This is a genomic window from Nocardia yamanashiensis NBRC 100130, assembly GCF_001613325.1.
Taxonomy (GTDB): domain Bacteria; phylum Actinomycetota; class Actinomycetes; order Mycobacteriales; family Mycobacteriaceae; genus Nocardia; species Nocardia yamanashiensis.
The window spans coordinates 33,017-45,973 of sequence record NZ_BDCD01000014.1; the positions used below are offsets into that span (position 1 = coordinate 33,017).

The 12,957-nt window shown below is 67.1% G+C and carries 15 protein-coding genes; 7 read left to right on the forward strand and 8 right to left on the reverse strand.

Annotation, left to right across the window (positions count from 1 at the left end; genetic code table 11):
- Positions 1–80: 80 nt before the first annotated feature.
- Together NY1_RS14675 and NY1_RS14680 are read left to right on the forward strand one after the other, a co-directional pair.
- Positions 81–1,403 (forward strand): family 1 glycosylhydrolase, encoded by a 1,323-nt coding sequence (locus NY1_RS14675; RefSeq protein WP_067713512.1) that lies wholly within the window; start codon positions 81–83, stop codon positions 1,401–1,403.
- Positions 1,404–1,524: 121 nt separating this feature from the next.
- The gene (locus NY1_RS14680) at positions 1,525–2,484 is read left to right on the forward strand and encodes an acyl-ACP desaturase (RefSeq protein ID WP_067712599.1); all 960 of its coding nucleotides are present in this window, start codon (positions 1,525–1,527) and stop codon (positions 2,482–2,484) included.
- Between the two features lie 16 nt (positions 2,485–2,500).
- Here the strand turns inward: NY1_RS14680 and NY1_RS14685 are convergent, their stop codons facing one another.
- Positions 2,501–3,577 carry a family 2 encapsulin nanocompartment cargo protein terpene cyclase gene (locus tag NY1_RS14685; protein ID WP_067712602.1) on the reverse strand — a complete coding sequence of 359 codons (1,077 nt, stop codon included), beginning with the start codon at positions 3,575–3,577 and terminating at the stop codon, positions 2,501–2,503.
- Between the two features lie 247 nt (positions 3,578–3,824).
- Between NY1_RS14685 and NY1_RS14690 the strand changes: the two genes are divergently transcribed.
- Complete coding sequence (locus tag NY1_RS14690; RefSeq protein ID WP_067712605.1) at positions 3,825–4,115, forward strand: hypothetical protein; 291 nt, start codon at positions 3,825–3,827, stop codon at positions 4,113–4,115.
- A gap of 58 nt (positions 4,116–4,173) precedes the next feature.
- Here NY1_RS14690 and NY1_RS14695 read toward each other — a convergent pair whose 3' ends face one another.
- The 3 genes from NY1_RS14695 to pdxR all read right to left on the reverse strand — a co-directional run bounded on the left by NY1_RS14695 (position 4,174) and on the right by pdxR (position 7,650).
- Positions 4,174–5,139 (reverse strand): hypothetical protein, encoded by a 966-nt coding sequence (locus NY1_RS14695; protein ID WP_157762243.1) that lies wholly within the window; start codon positions 5,137–5,139, stop codon positions 4,174–4,176.
- The gene (locus tag NY1_RS14700) at positions 5,078–6,067 is read right to left on the reverse strand and encodes a DUF2332 domain-containing protein (RefSeq protein WP_067712610.1); all 990 of its coding nucleotides are present in this window, start codon (positions 6,065–6,067) and stop codon (positions 5,078–5,080) included. The genes NY1_RS14695 and NY1_RS14700 overlap by 62 nt, the downstream gene beginning before the upstream one ends.
- A gap of 158 nt (positions 6,068–6,225) precedes the next feature.
- Positions 6,226–7,650, reverse strand: coding sequence for a MocR-like pyridoxine biosynthesis transcription factor PdxR (pdxR, locus tag NY1_RS14705; protein WP_067712613.1), 1,425 nt, complete (start codon positions 7,648–7,650; stop codon positions 6,226–6,228).
- Positions 7,651–7,696: 46 nt separating this feature from the next.
- Between pdxR and NY1_RS14710 the strand changes: the two genes are divergently transcribed.
- From NY1_RS14710 to NY1_RS14720, 3 genes are all read left to right on the forward strand, one after another.
- Positions 7,697–8,182: a carboxymuconolactone decarboxylase family protein gene (locus NY1_RS14710; protein ID WP_084534978.1), complete on the forward strand. Its 486-nt coding sequence runs from the start codon at positions 7,697–7,699 to the stop codon at positions 8,180–8,182.
- Positions 8,183–8,212: 30 nt separating this feature from the next.
- On the forward strand, positions 8,213–8,440 hold the full coding sequence (locus tag NY1_RS14715) for a SelT/SelW/SelH family protein (protein ID WP_067712616.1): 228 nt from the start codon (positions 8,213–8,215) through the stop codon (positions 8,438–8,440).
- A 103-nt stretch (positions 8,441–8,543) separates the two neighbouring features.
- Positions 8,544–8,981: an SRPBCC family protein gene (locus NY1_RS14720; RefSeq protein ID WP_067713518.1), complete on the forward strand. Its 438-nt coding sequence runs from the start codon at positions 8,544–8,546 to the stop codon at positions 8,979–8,981.
- Positions 8,982–8,993: 12 nt separating this feature from the next.
- Here NY1_RS14720 and NY1_RS14725 read toward each other — a convergent pair whose 3' ends face one another.
- From NY1_RS14725 to NY1_RS14735, 3 genes are all read right to left on the reverse strand, one after another.
- Positions 8,994–9,575, reverse strand: coding sequence for an Rv1733c family protein (locus NY1_RS14725; RefSeq protein ID WP_067712619.1), 582 nt, complete (start codon positions 9,573–9,575; stop codon positions 8,994–8,996).
- A gap of 137 nt (positions 9,576–9,712) precedes the next feature.
- Complete coding sequence (locus NY1_RS14730; protein WP_067712621.1) at positions 9,713–11,017, reverse strand: flavin monoamine oxidase family protein; 1,305 nt, start codon at positions 11,015–11,017, stop codon at positions 9,713–9,715.
- Positions 11,018–11,109: 92 nt separating this feature from the next.
- Complete coding sequence (locus tag NY1_RS14735; RefSeq protein WP_067713521.1) at positions 11,110–11,718, reverse strand: TetR/AcrR family transcriptional regulator; 609 nt, start codon at positions 11,716–11,718, stop codon at positions 11,110–11,112.
- A 377-nt stretch (positions 11,719–12,095) separates the two neighbouring features.
- On the opposite strand from NY1_RS14735, the gene NY1_RS45300 reads away from it, so the two are divergent.
- A complete protein-coding gene (locus NY1_RS45300; RefSeq protein WP_067712624.1) occupies positions 12,096–12,566 on the forward strand; it encodes a hypothetical protein in 471 nt (156 codons plus the stop codon).
- A 17-nt stretch (positions 12,567–12,583) separates the two neighbouring features.
- Here NY1_RS45300 and NY1_RS14745 read toward each other — a convergent pair whose 3' ends face one another.
- Positions 12,584–12,868, reverse strand: a complete 285-nt coding sequence (locus tag NY1_RS14745) for a hypothetical protein (RefSeq protein WP_157762244.1) — start codon at positions 12,866–12,868, stop codon at positions 12,584–12,586.
- Positions 12,869–12,957 lie beyond the last annotated feature (89 nt).

The following is a 12,957-nucleotide window of genomic DNA, read 5'->3' on the forward strand; positions in this document are numbered from 1 at the left end:
ATCCCCGCAATAAACTGCAGCTATCCAGGAGTTAGTCACCGAATTCACTCATTTCGAGTACTGCTCCCGGGGATGTGCTCATGCGCACACTATTTCGCTGTCTCGTCGCGGTCGCCCTCGTCATGGCCGCGGTCCTGCTACCGGGCTGCGGGGTCGCGCGCACGGCCCCGGAAACCCCGCCCGGTGCGCTCGGCGGGGATTTCCGCTGGGGTGTGGCGGCCTCCGGATTTCAATCCGAAGGCCAGTCACCGGACAGCAATTGGACCCGCTACATCGATGCCAATGCCGGGTGGGACCGGCTCGGGGATTCGGTGGACTTCCGATCCCGGTATCGGTCGGATATCGCACTGGCGAAGCAGCTGGGCGTCAAGGTGTTCCGCATCGGCGTGGAATGGGCGCGGCTGGAAACCCAGCCGGGAGTGTGGGATCCGGCCGCGTTCGCCTTCTACGACGATGTCGTCGCCGCCATTGTCGCGGCGGGGATGCAACCGATGCTCACCCTCGACCATTGGGTGTATCCCGGGTGGGCGGCCGATCGCGGCGGCTGGCGCAATCCGGGAATGGTCGCGGACTGGCTGAACAATATGCGCAGGGTGGTCGACCATTACGCGGCGCGCAATCCGATCTGGGTGACGGTCAACGAGCCGGTCGCCTACATCATGCACGAGGTGCGGCAGAATCACACCGACGCCGGGCAGATGCTGGAGCGGGTCGCGCAGGCGCACAACGAGATTTACGACTACATCCACCAGGTGCAGCCGAACGCCATGGTGACCAGCAATGTCGGGTATGTCGCCGGGGCGGAGTCTCAGGTCAACGGGCCGCTGCTGGACCTGATCGGCGATCGGCTGGATTTCGTCGGGGTGGACTACTACTTCGGTTACGAACCGCCGGAACTCGCCGCCGTGAATTTGTCCGACGGCTCGGCCACCGCGCCGTCGGGCATGTGGGATCTGCCGGTGCGGCCCGAGGGAATCTACTATGCGCTGCAGCACTATTCGAAGCGATTCCCGGGGAAACCGCTGTGGATAGTGGAGAACGGGCTGCCGACCGAGAACGGGAAACCGCGCAGCGACGGCTACACGCGGTCCGACCATTTACGGGACACCGTCTACTGGTTGCAGCGCGCGCAGGCGGACGGCATGAATATCATCGGCTACAACTATTGGAGCCTGACCGACAACTATGAATGGGGCTCGTACACGCCGCGGTTCGGGCTTTACACCGTCGATGTCCGTACCGATCCCACGCTGACGCGGACTCCCACCGATGCCGTCGCCGCCTATCGCGAGGTCATCGCCCGCGGCGGGGTGTCCGCCGACTACCGGCCGGTGCGCGGGCCGGCCGAGTGCGGATTGGTCGACCCGCCCGCCAGCTGCGATGCCCCGGTCACGGTCCCCTGAACGGATTCAAGATCAAAGTCCCTTTCCGGTAGGACTTTCGGCCCTGTCTCCGGCACCGCCGCCCCGTAACGGTGGTCCGGGAGATCAAGAGCAACTTCGGACCGGAAGGCGGACCATACCCGTGGCGCGTGAGCTGACGCAGCGTGAGATTCTCGTCGAACTGGAACCGGTCGCCGCGCAGGCGCTGGACCGGCACCTGTCGGTGTTCAAGGACTGGCATCCGCACGACTACGTGCCGTGGGACGACGGGCGCAACTTCGCGCAGCTCGGCGGAATCGATTGGGACCCCGAGCAATCCAGGCTCTCGGAGGTGGCCAAGGCGGCCTTGGTCACCAACCTGCTCACCGAAGACAATCTGCCCTCCTATCACCGGGAGATCGCCGAGAACTTCTCGCGCGACGGTGCGTGGGGCACCTGGGTGGGGCGCTGGACGGCCGAGGAGAACCGGCACAGCGTGGTGCTGCGCGACTACCTGGTCGTCACGCGCGGGGTGGATCCGGTCGCGCTGGAGAACGATCGCATGGCCCATATGACGCACGGTTTCAGCGCGCCCGTGGACGCCGCCACCGCCGCCGCGCACGCCGGGTTCCTGTACTCGGTGGCCTATGTCAGCTTCCAGGAGCTGGCGACCCGGATCAGCCATCGCAATACCGCCAAGGTCTGCGACGACCCGATCGCCGACCGCATGCTGCAACGGCTCGCCCTGGACGAGAACCTGCACATGATCTTCTATCGCACGCTCTGCGGGGCGGCCCTCGAACTCGTGCCCGACCAGGCCATGGAAGCCATCGACCTGATCGTCGAGAACTTCCGCATGCCCGGCACCGGGATGCCGAACTTCCGCCGCAACGGGGTGCTGATGGCCAAGCACGGCATCTACGATCTGCGCCAGCATCTCGAGGATGTCCTGGAACCGGTGCTGCGGCATTGGGATGTGTTCGGCCGCACCGACTTCGGGCCGCGCGGGGAACAGGCGCGGGATCGGCTGGCGGTCTATCTGGAGCAGTTGCGGTCGGTGCAGATCCCGCGTTTCGAGGAGCAGCGCGACCGGTCGCTGGCCCGCGACGCCGCCCGACTCTAGGACCGCGCATCCGGCCCTAGCGGTACCGCGGATTGGTGTTGTGCCATTCGAACGAGCCGCCCATCCAATGACGGAGGCCGCGCAGGAAGGCCTGTAGTTCGGGGGACGGGATGGTGCGCAGGGCGGTGATATCGGCTTCGAAGTCGCGGACCATTCGATTGTGCAGTTCGACGGTGACCTCGGTGGCGTCGGCCACCGAGCAGCCGCGGTCCGCCGCGATCTGCAGCACGATATTGCAGACCGGGTTGGGGTCGGCCGCATCCTTTTTCACCGATACCAGGTCGTTGATCAGGACCGCGGTGGTGCCGGCCCGGAATGCCGCGAGCCGGACTCGGTCGTCGTAGAACAGATTCGCGGGCACCTCGTAGCCGGCCACCGGGTCGATCAATGCCATCGACGTGTAGAAGGTGTCGTGTTGCCGCGCCGCCAGGTACTCCCAGGCCGCCGGCGACTGTCCGCTGTGCCGCCAGGCCGCGTACGCGGTCCAGGACACGAACATCGCGAATGTGGCGTAGCAGGCTCGGTGCACCTGGCTCGGTGTCGCGTGCAGGCGCAGGTTCGCCATCGCGGAGGTGAAGGTGCGCAGGACCTTGTCCGATGTCATGGCCTCGTTCAGCGGCACGCTGAATTCGCCCGCGTCCGGCAGCGGGTCCATCGCCGCCATCACGAGGGTCAGGCGCTGCGGCAGTCGTGTCGGGTCCGCGCCGAGTGCCGAATCATCGGCGTAGTAGTCGTCGGCCATCCACCATGCGGCGTTCATCTGCGCGGCGATGAGCAGCCGGTCCGCATCGTCGCAGTCCGAGTGCGCGAGCATGACGAGCCGTCCATATCCCGTCTTGCGCAGCTTCTCCAGTTCCTCCGCCGTAAATCCGAGCGAATCGGCCCAGGCCACGAGCCGCTCGTCGACTTCCTCGGCCAACCGGTCGTCGACCCGTGCCGCAGGGGGAACGAGTACGGGCGACGCCGAACCATCCCCCCACTCCACCAGGCGACACGGTTCGAGATCCGCCGTCAGCCGTCGCAGCGGAAGCCGGAACGTGCCCTCCCCCAGCCGGATCCCCGCCGCGCTGAATCCGGGCGCGGACACCCGCACTGCGAAACCGCTAGGCCGATCCGCAGTGTGCCGAGTCTCCGCAACGCCGCCCGCCGTCGCGCTTGCCACTGGTGCACCCTGGACGGGCGGACTTTCCAGTGGTGCACTCTCGACCGGCGCATCCTCTACTGGTGCACTTTCGACCGGTGCATCCTCAACTAGCGCACTCTCGACCGATTCACTCGCCGCACGCGGGCTCTCCACCGGTGCACTCTCAGCCAAGGCGACTGGCGCACTGTCAGCCGACATGCTCCCCACCGTCGCGCTTTTCGCAATCACCGCGTCCGGCTCGTCCACGAACCGCCGCGCCAGCACGCTCCCGAGCCCGGTCGGCCCACTGAACGCCGGCAATCTCCCCGATCGCACCGTATCCACCGCCGGCCCGGCGGACCGCATCTTCTCGCCATTGTTGCTGGGCACCGGCATCATGTCGCTCCATCGCATCGAAGAGGTCATCTGGCAGCAGGCAGGACATCGAAAGGTGAAGCAGTACTTCAACTATCGATCATCGGCTCCACGCCCGCAGGCGATTCCCTAGAACCCGCTCCCACCCGTCCGCAGAACCGGACAATACGACCGAAAACCAATCGACCAGTTCAATAGAGTCCCAGCTCAGGACGAATCCGCGCCGCCCAATCCACCTCCCGCCCGGCGACCCGGCACAACACTTCGTAGTGCACCAGAAAGCTGAAACAGGCATCCACGAGTTGTCCGGTGGCGTGGCCATCGACCACATAGAGATCGTCCGTGAGGAAGCGCCGAGCCCCTGGCAGAAATGTCAGCCCGTCGCAGTCCTGCATCACCTCGCCGCGAAATGAACTCCCCGGCGCCATCGACCCCCAATCCCACGGCTTGTCCCCGAGGCCGAAGGCAACGATCAGATTGGTCCGCAAGTACACGTGCAGCACGTGATAGAGCAGAAACCCCAGGTTGTTCCCCACCGCCTGCCCGCCGGGCAGGCACTCGAGTACGGCCCGAATCTCGTTGTCACCGAACGACAGCAGCTCCCGTGTGCGCCCGGCCTCCATGAGCCCCACGAACTCCGAGCATCGGCAGCCCCAGTGGTCGGACTGTCGAAGGGCCGGAATGAGCGGCGCTTCATCCGGCCCATCGAACCCCAACCCGCGCACAGCATCCTGCGCGCGCCGCCCACCGTCTTCGATGAGTTCCCGCAACGCATCCCCGAACCGCGTCAACCGCGCACTCGCCAGCGCCACCTCCCGTGTCGCCCGAGGCAGCTCCCCGGGCAGCGTCACCGTATACCCCCGGGTCTTCCGAAACACCGCCGTCCCCCGCGTCACGCACCCCACCCGCGCGCAAACCCGGCCGGCCAAGTATTTCCGCCGCTCAACCCGAATCGCAGTCCTCTTGTCCCCCACATGAATCCGTCCGCAATCCCCCACCGGCAATTCCACCCCCGGATCCCGATACCGGCGCACCAACGCCGCCAAGTCCGACCAATCGAGCTGCCCATGAGAATGCGGATAGAGCACGCTCCGATTATCCGCACCGACCAGAACCGGCCGCGAACCAATCCAGCCACTGCCCATGCGCACCGGCATAAGCCAACGGCACCCCATCCAACGCAACCACGAACCGCCCCGGTGTCTCCGCCGCAGGCACCGGAAGCCGCTCCGCCACCGAACCGATAACCCCGCACCCCTCATTCGACACCCAGTGACACCCCAGCCCCTGGACCGTCCGCTCGAACTGCACCCGCTCCTCGGCACTCAAATACCCGAGCACGGCGCTGTGCATGACCACCACGGTCGCCCCGTCCGGAGCCGCCGAAACCAGTTCCGCCACAGTCTCGTTCAAATCCCCCGTCACCAAATGCGCCGGATCCGTCCGCGCAATCGCAATCGCACCCCGCAACCGCCGCACCCGCTCCGGCTGCCCAGGCCACACCAAAGCCTCCAGCCACCGCATCTGCTCGAAGTCATTGACATCCAACGGATTCAAATCCACCCCCGCCCGCCAAACCACCTCCGGCAACCGCTCCGGAATCGGCGGCTCCCCACCGATCCCACACCGCAACCGAACCTCCGAAGCTCCCCCTTCGGGATCAATCCCACCCCACCCCTCATACCGATAACTGAACCGATCCGGATACAAACACAACCCCGCCGAAGCCCCCACCTCGATCAACGCCAACGGCCCCGCCAACCCAGCCAGCACCGGCAACAACACCGCAGCCCGCCCCACCTCATTGGTCTGCGTCCTCCTACTCATCACCACCCCCACCACCGCATCCCAATTCCGCACCACCCACTCCCGAAACTCCCCATACGACACGTCCCCCACCCCCAGAAACCGCGCCGCACCCAACACCAAATTCGGCTGCCGCTTCTCCCAAGGCAGCCGCCCGATCAACCCCAACACCTTCGGATCATCCGCAATCCCCAACGCCCACAACTCATAAAGCCCCGAACTCCCCCGCGCCTCGACCTCACCAAACCGCCGATACCACCCACCGGTCTCCCCACTCATCCACCCTTCCTACCGCCCACCCTCCACCCCGGGCCACCCTCAAAATCACACTGATCCCTCACCCGCTCCCCAGATCCCATGGCGAGAAACGCATCCATCGCGAAAACGGGTGGACCTGGCCCCTGCCGCAACCGGACGTGCGGATGCGGCGCTGAGAATCAGGACAGCGTGCGTACCAGTGCGTCCAGGGCGGCTGGGTAGGCGCTTTCGGACGGTGCGCCGAAGCCTACGACGATGCCTTGGGGTGCGGTTTCCGAGTTCTCCGAGAGCCACATGCCGGACAGGCCGTCCAGGGCCAGGCTGTAATCGGCTGCGCGGGTCAGGACTTCGTGTTCGGTGAGGCCTGCGGGTTCGAGGCGGATGAGGGCGTGGAGGCCGGCGGCGATGCCGGAGAGGGCGTAGCCGGTGAGGGGGCGGCCGGCGCGGGGTTTGAGGCGGGAGGCGAGGAGGTCTCGGCGGCGGCGGTAGCGGAGGCGGGAGGAGCGGATGTGGCGGTCGTAGGCGTGGGAGGTGATCAGTTCGGCGAGGGTTAGTTGGCCCAGGGTTTCGGAGTGGTTGTCCGTTAGTTGCTTGGCTTCGGCTACGGGAGCTACGAGGTGGGGTGGAAGGACCATCCAGGCGAGGCGGAGGCCGGGGCCGAGGGTTTTGGAGGCGGTACCGAGGTAGACGACATGGTCGGGGGCGATGCCTTGGATGGCGCCGACGGGCTGGCGGTCGTAGCGGAATTCGCCGTCGTAGTCGTCTTCGATGACGAGGTGGCCGGCGCGGGCCCAGTCGGCGAGGCATTGGCGGCGGGCCGGGTTCAGGGTCGAGCCGATGGGGAATTGGTGGCTCGGGGTCACGATCGCGGCGCCGATGCCGTGGAATTCGCCGGTGGTGAGCAGGTCTACGCGGGCGCCGTCGTCGTCGACGGGGAGCGAGGTGACGGCGGGGCCGGCGGCGCGCACGGTGTCGCGGAAGGACGGGATGTACGGGTCTTCCATGGCGATGGTCGAGGCGCCGGATGCGTTGAGCACCTTAGCGAGCAGGGCCAAGCCCTGTTGGACGCCGCTGGTGATGATGATGCGGTCGGGGTCGGCGAGGACGCCGCGGGTCCGGCCCAGGTAGTCGGCCAGTGCGGTGCGGAGTTCGATGCGGCCGCGGGGGTCGCCGTAGCCGAACGCGTCGGCGGGTGCTTCGCCGATTGCCTTGCGGGCCGCCCGCAGCCAGGCACTGGTGGGAAACCGGCTCACGTCGGGACTGCCCGCCCGCAGGTTATAGCGTGGTGCCGCAACAGGTTTCGGCACTCCGCTCATGGACGGGGCGGCACGGGTCGTCACCGAGGCGGCGACCCGGGTGCCGGAGCCCTGCCGCGCGGTCAGATGCCCCTCGGCGATCAATTGGTCATACGCCGCCGTGACCGTCCCGCGCGACAACCCCAGTTCCACGGCAAGGGTCCGGGTGGACGGCAACCGGGACCCGGCAGCCAGGCGGCCGGCGCGGATCGCCTCCCGCAGCGCGTACTCCAAACCCACCCGCCGCCCGGTGTCGGGCGTGACGACCAGATGCAGATCGACATCCGAAGTGGACCATGATTTCGACATCCGATTGGCTCCTCCAGTTGATCCATTATCGCCATACCGTTGATGCATGACAACGAAGACCACCGCTTACGTCCAGCCCACCACCCGTCTCGCGGTCGACGAACTCGCCCCCGAGATCGCCAAGGCCATGAACGGCCTCGAGCGAGCCGCGGGACGCACTTCCCTGGAGAAGCCGCTCCGCGAACTCGTGAAACTCCGCGTGGCCCAGATCAACGGCTGCGTCTACTGCGTCGACATGCACTCCCGCGACGCGATCGCCGGCGGCGACACCTGGCGCCGGGTGAACCTGGTCGCCGTCTGGCGCGAAGCTCCCTTCTTCACCCCGCGTGAACGCGCCGCGTTCGCGCTCGCCGAAGCCATGACCCGCCTCGCCGACAGCGAAGTGAGCCAGGACATCTGGCAGGCGGCCGCGGAGGAATTCGCCGATCAGGAACTTGCCGAACTCGTCTGGCACATCGCGATCATCAACACCTGGACCCGGCTGGGCGCGACCACCCGCCCCTGGACCCTGTCCGGCGACGAAAACGCCTGACCGCCAACCACATCCACTAGGAGCGCCATCATGTCCGAAGTCGTCATCACCTACTGCAAGCCCTGCGGCTACCTGAAGCACGCCCGCGCCGCCGCCGAAGCCCTCGACAGCCGGCTCGGCATCGAGCCGGTGCTCACCCCGGGATCGGGCGGCGTCTACCGGGTCACCGTCGACGGCGCGGTCGTGGCCGCGAAGTCCCGCCAGGGCTTCCCCAGCCCCGACCAGATCGTCACCGCGGTAGCCGAATCCATCGCGTGAACCGACCCCGAAGTGCTGTGTGAACTCGGTGAGCGTAGCTACCGTGAGCGGGAACGATCGGGCCGCCGGGCCCGATCGCATCCGCTGTGGACAGGAGTGGCTCATGGCTTTCGCATTCGCATCCGCCGTTATCAACGCCCCCGCCGAGGAGGTCTGGGCTCGGCTGCGGGACTTCGGGGATCTGAGCTGGCATCCGGCGATCGCGTCCTGCGAAATCGTCTCCGAGACAGGGAAATCCGAGGTCGGAGCGGTTCGGCGGATCATGACGGCGGGCGGCGATCTCATCGTCGAGCGGTTGACCGCCATCGATGACGACCGGCGCAGCTTCAGTTACGTATTCGAGGAGGATCCGTTCGGGGTGCGGTCGTATCACGCGACCTTGAGTTTCACTCCCGTCACCGCCGACGGCACCACCTTCGCGCACTGGGAGACCCGGTTCGACGCCGACGCCGATGCCGAGGCACGCCTGGTGAACACGTTCGGCCGCGATATCTTCCAGGCGGGATTGCAGGCCTTGGACAAGGCGCTCGCGCAATCCTGAGCGGACCGGCGTTCACAACCCCTGCCGCCATTCCCGTTCCCACCGAACGGCACGGTGCCGCTCACGGAACCCCATGAGCCCGGACAGCGAAAGCAGAGCGAGACCCCAGATCCCCAGCAGCACAACCAGACCGACCATAATCCCGGTGCTGACGGGCGACGGAGCTGCTGCGGGGTCCTGGGTCGGTTGTCCCGCCTGGTCGAGCCAGATGGTGACCTCTTCCCCGCGACGCGCTTCGGCCGGAACGTCCGCCTCCCCCGTGTAGGCGGCCCCGTCCCGAACCCATCGCACCGATGCCGTAGCCGTGGACGACACCTGACGGCCGATATCGTCGCCGACCGCACCGACCTCGGGGTCGGCGATGACGGTCGCCGGAACAGCGGTCTTCGTGGCGCACTGCGCCCGGAACCGAACGGCGGCATCGCTGTACGCACCGGTCCCCGCCGCCGCCCCCACCGGAACCGCCGCCAGCATCACCACCCCGAGAACCAGCACGGCCCAAGCCACCACCCGGTCGAGTCCGTCCATCAACGGATTCGGATTCCACGGCCCGGCCCGCCAGGCCCGAACCGGCATCGACGGATAGGTCGTCATCCCGCGGCCACCTCCTGATCGTCGGCGAATACTCGACTTCACCGGTCAGCAGACCACCCCGTGCGACCGCGCGTATCCCCCGATTCGGATGAGACGTCAGTCGTGGGTGGTGACGAGGTTTTTTCGGTTCGCAAGGCTCATCGCGTCACCGGCAGTGCGGCCGAGACCTCGCGGGCGGCCCGGGTACCGGACTCGATCGCGCCCTCGAGGTAGCCCGCATGTTCGATGGCCCGCTCGGTGCCGCCCCAGTGAAGGTGGCCGACCGGGACCGACGGGACCGGCGGCAGGGCGGCGGCGCAGCCGGGTTCGGGCAGCGCCACATAGCCGCCGCCGACGTATTCGTCGCGATGCCAGGACTTTTCGTACCAGCCGACCGGCTCGAGCACCTCGGGTCCGAGACGCTCGGCGAGCGGGCCGAGCAGTTTGCGGCGGCGCGCCTGTGGGTCCGATTCGTCGAGGTCGTGGGCTTGCGACCCGCCGACGAGGATGCACAGGTGGCCTGGGCCGTCGGGCGCGGAGGTGTCGAACACCGCGCGGGCGGGTGTGTCCAGGATGAGGAATTCGCCGGTGTGGCGTTCGCGCCAGAACGGACGCTCGTAGACGGCGATCGCCTTGTACACCGAGCCCATGTAGCTGCCGGACGCCAGGTCGGCGTGCTCCGGAGGCAGCGCGGGGGTGTAGGTGATCCGGCCGAGCAGGGGCGGCGGGACGGTGACGATCACCTTCGCGGCGCGGAGCGTCTCCGTCTCGGTCCGCACCAGTAGGCCGTCGTCGTCCTGGTCGATCGACAACACGTTGCGCCCCAGCCGGATTCGTGTTCCGAGCTCGGCCGCCAGGCGATCCGTCACCGCGCCCATGCCCTCGACGAGCAGCGAATCCTGGGCGCCACCGCGGGTCGACAGCATGGTCCGGAGTCCGCCCTGGAGGCGGATCATGCGGGCCATCGAGTGCACGGACATGCGGTCGAGATCGGTTGTCCAGGAGATGGCAGCCATCGTGTCCAGGAGTTTCCGGCTGGTGCGCCCGGGCACGCGGGCTACCCAGGATGCGACGGTGGTGGAGTTGAAGCGCCGTGTTCGTCCGCTGCGGGACAGCACTTCCGCGGCGGCCAGCGCCAGCCCCGCCGACAACAGCGCCGGCACGCCGACCCGCCGGGACCGGTGCAGCAGTGTCGGCATGCTCCCGGTATGCATGGCGAATCGGGTGGCGCCCAGTTCATCGGCCAGCGCGGCGAGGCGATAGTGGTCGTGGCCGATCCATTGCCCGCCCAGATCGACTCGTGAACCGAGAGCGGTGGTTTCGCTCATCGCCCGTCCGCCCACCCGGTGCGCAGCCTCGAGCACGAGCACCTCGATCCCCCGGCGATGCAGTTCGCGCGCGGCGATCAAGCCGGACAGCCCCGCACCGACGACCACTACTTCCGTGCTCCGACCTTCCGGCATAGCCGCGCCTCCCAGGCAACTCGAACTAAGTCGTACAACCGACCGACTTTTTTCAGTAAGCCACAGGACCGGCTCATGCGCAATGACGGAAGTCAGGCGATGGGTTGCGGATCCGCGAAGGCCACGACCATATCCACCGCACGATCGAGGTCGCGGCGGGCACGTTCGCGATCCGGATTCGCCACGTACTGCACGATCAGCCCGTCCACGACGGCCAGCGACAACCGCCCGAGCGTGTCGAAGTCGACGGCGCAACGTTCACCCGCGAGCCGCGCCGCCTCGGCGCAGAACTCGGCGACCAGCGCGGTGTAGCGCTCGTACTGCAGGTGAGCCAAGCCCCCTGCCCCTTCGGTGCGGGCGGAGTGCATAGCCAGCTCGTACTGCATGATCTGCAGCCCGATGTCGTTCTCCACCAGGGTCTTCCAGAAGTTCAGGACACTGCCGCGCAACACGTGCGCCACCCCGCGATCGACATGCACGTCCAGCTGCAGCGTCTCCGCGACATCACCAGTGACCGCCGTGATGACGGCGCGCAGCAGTTTGTCCTTGCTAGGAAAGACGTAGTGCAGCGTCCCCAGCGCGATACCGGCCTCGGCGGCAACCGCACGCAAAGTCGTCCCGGCAACCCCGACCGTACTGAGCACCCGCACCGCCGCCGCGACGATCTCCTCCTCGCGCTGAGCCGCTTTGACGTAAGCCATCACGCGGCGGTGGTGGGCTGGCGGGGCTCGTCGGTCACCGGGCCACTGTACCGACCACATCGAAGGCAGCTGGTTCACCACCGACACTCCGACCTGATGCCGCCGCCACCCTTGCAACCGGGGGTGTCCGGAAGCGCTCAATCCGGCCGAAGCCTACTGCGCGCCGATGAAGCGCTGCATCTGCTGCACCAGATCGACCGGGCTCCGTCATGTCGTTACGACAATTCCGTGCCACGGTGGTGACCTGTCGTGCCGAAGTTGCCGCCAATTCGGGATTGCGGGAATGTCGCTGTACCGGTGGGGCGTTGGCCCCGGTACCGTGCCCGAGACTTCCCGACCGTCGTGTTCCACCTGAACCGAAGCGGAGAACTATCGACATGACCAGTGCAGTCCACGCAGTTCGAAGGGGCTACCTACCCGCGTCGCAGCATGCCGTCGCGCAGTTCGCGGCGCGGCTGGATTGGTTGCTGAACAATGCGGATTCGGCGCCTATGACCCATTTGGAAGTGGTGGCGGCCTTACGCGCGCAAGGGCATCGGCTATCGGCTGGATATCTCTCGCAGTTGCGCAACGGCGTGCGGACCAGGCCGTCGAACGGGCTGGTCGCGGCGTTGGCGCACTACTTCCGCGTCGATGTGGAGTACTTCTACGTGCCGGCGCGCATGCCGGAACACGCTGCCGCGCAGCACGATCGATGCCTGGCGGGGCAGATGTCGCACCCCCGGCTGCGCCGCCTGCTGACGACCGCGAGCGGGCTGTCCGCGGAGTCGCTGGAGCTGCTCGCCGATGTCGCGGCGCGGCTCTACGCCGGCGAATACGATGCGGCCACCACCGCCGCCACCGCATGAGCGGTACCGCGGCGAGGTCAGCAGCGGGTGCCCAGGCGCAGGGCGGACTTGCTGTCGAAATTGTCCGGGTCCACCGCGGCCCGCACCACGGTCTGTTTGGCGAGGTCGACCAGGAAGGTCCAGCCGCCGGTCAGGATGACGCCCAGGGCATCGGTGCGATTCACCTGAATGTACTTGGCGCTGTCCGGAACCCGGCGCGCGGTGAACCTGCCGAACCGGGTCTCGGGCGCCTTGGCCCGCACCAGCTCGATCGCGGCGGTGGCATCGGCGCCGAGGATCTCCGTCGCGGGATTTGCGCTCACGGTCTGCACGACTGTCCTTCACTCGAAGCAAGTTTCGATTATCGGCACTTTCTATACCGAATATCGGCGCCGCGCGCACATCCTTTCGA

Bases quoted from the DNA above. Each gene is read 5' to 3' on its own strand.
- pdxR (WP_067712613.1), bottom strand. From the start codon at position 7,650: ATGTCGAAATCATGGTCCACTTCGGATGTCGATCTGCATCTGGTCGTC.
- NY1_RS14730 (WP_067712621.1), bottom strand. From the start codon at position 11,017: ATGCCGGAAGGTCGGAGCACGGAAGTAGTGGTCGTCGGTGCGGGGCTG.
- NY1_RS14710 (WP_084534978.1), top strand. From the start codon at position 7,697: ATGACAACGAAGACCACCGCTTACGTCCAGCCCACCACCCGTCTCGCG.
- NY1_RS14735 (WP_067713521.1), bottom strand. From the start codon at position 11,718: ATGGCTTACGTCAAAGCGGCTCAGCGCGAGGAGGAGATCGTCGCGGCG.
- NY1_RS14695 (WP_157762243.1), bottom strand. From the start codon at position 5,139: ATGCCGGTGCGCATGGGCAGTGGCTGGATTGGTTCGCGGCCGGTTCTG.
- NY1_RS14675 (WP_067713512.1), top strand. From the start codon at position 81: ATGCGCACACTATTTCGCTGTCTCGTCGCGGTCGCCCTCGTCATGGCC.
- NY1_RS14720 (WP_067713518.1), top strand. From the start codon at position 8,544: ATGGCTTTCGCATTCGCATCCGCCGTTATCAACGCCCCCGCCGAGGAG.
- NY1_RS14700 (WP_067712610.1), bottom strand. From the start codon at position 6,067: ATGAGTGGGGAGACCGGTGGGTGGTATCGGCGGTTTGGTGAGGTCGAG.
- NY1_RS14715 (WP_067712616.1), top strand. From the start codon at position 8,213: ATGTCCGAAGTCGTCATCACCTACTGCAAGCCCTGCGGCTACCTGAAG.
- NY1_RS14725 (WP_067712619.1), bottom strand. From the start codon at position 9,575: ATGACGACCTATCCGTCGATGCCGGTTCGGGCCTGGCGGGCCGGGCCG.
- NY1_RS45300 (WP_067712624.1), top strand. From the start codon at position 12,096: ATGACCAGTGCAGTCCACGCAGTTCGAAGGGGCTACCTACCCGCGTCG.
- NY1_RS14690 (WP_067712605.1), top strand. From the start codon at position 3,825: ATGCTCCCCACCGTCGCGCTTTTCGCAATCACCGCGTCCGGCTCGTCC.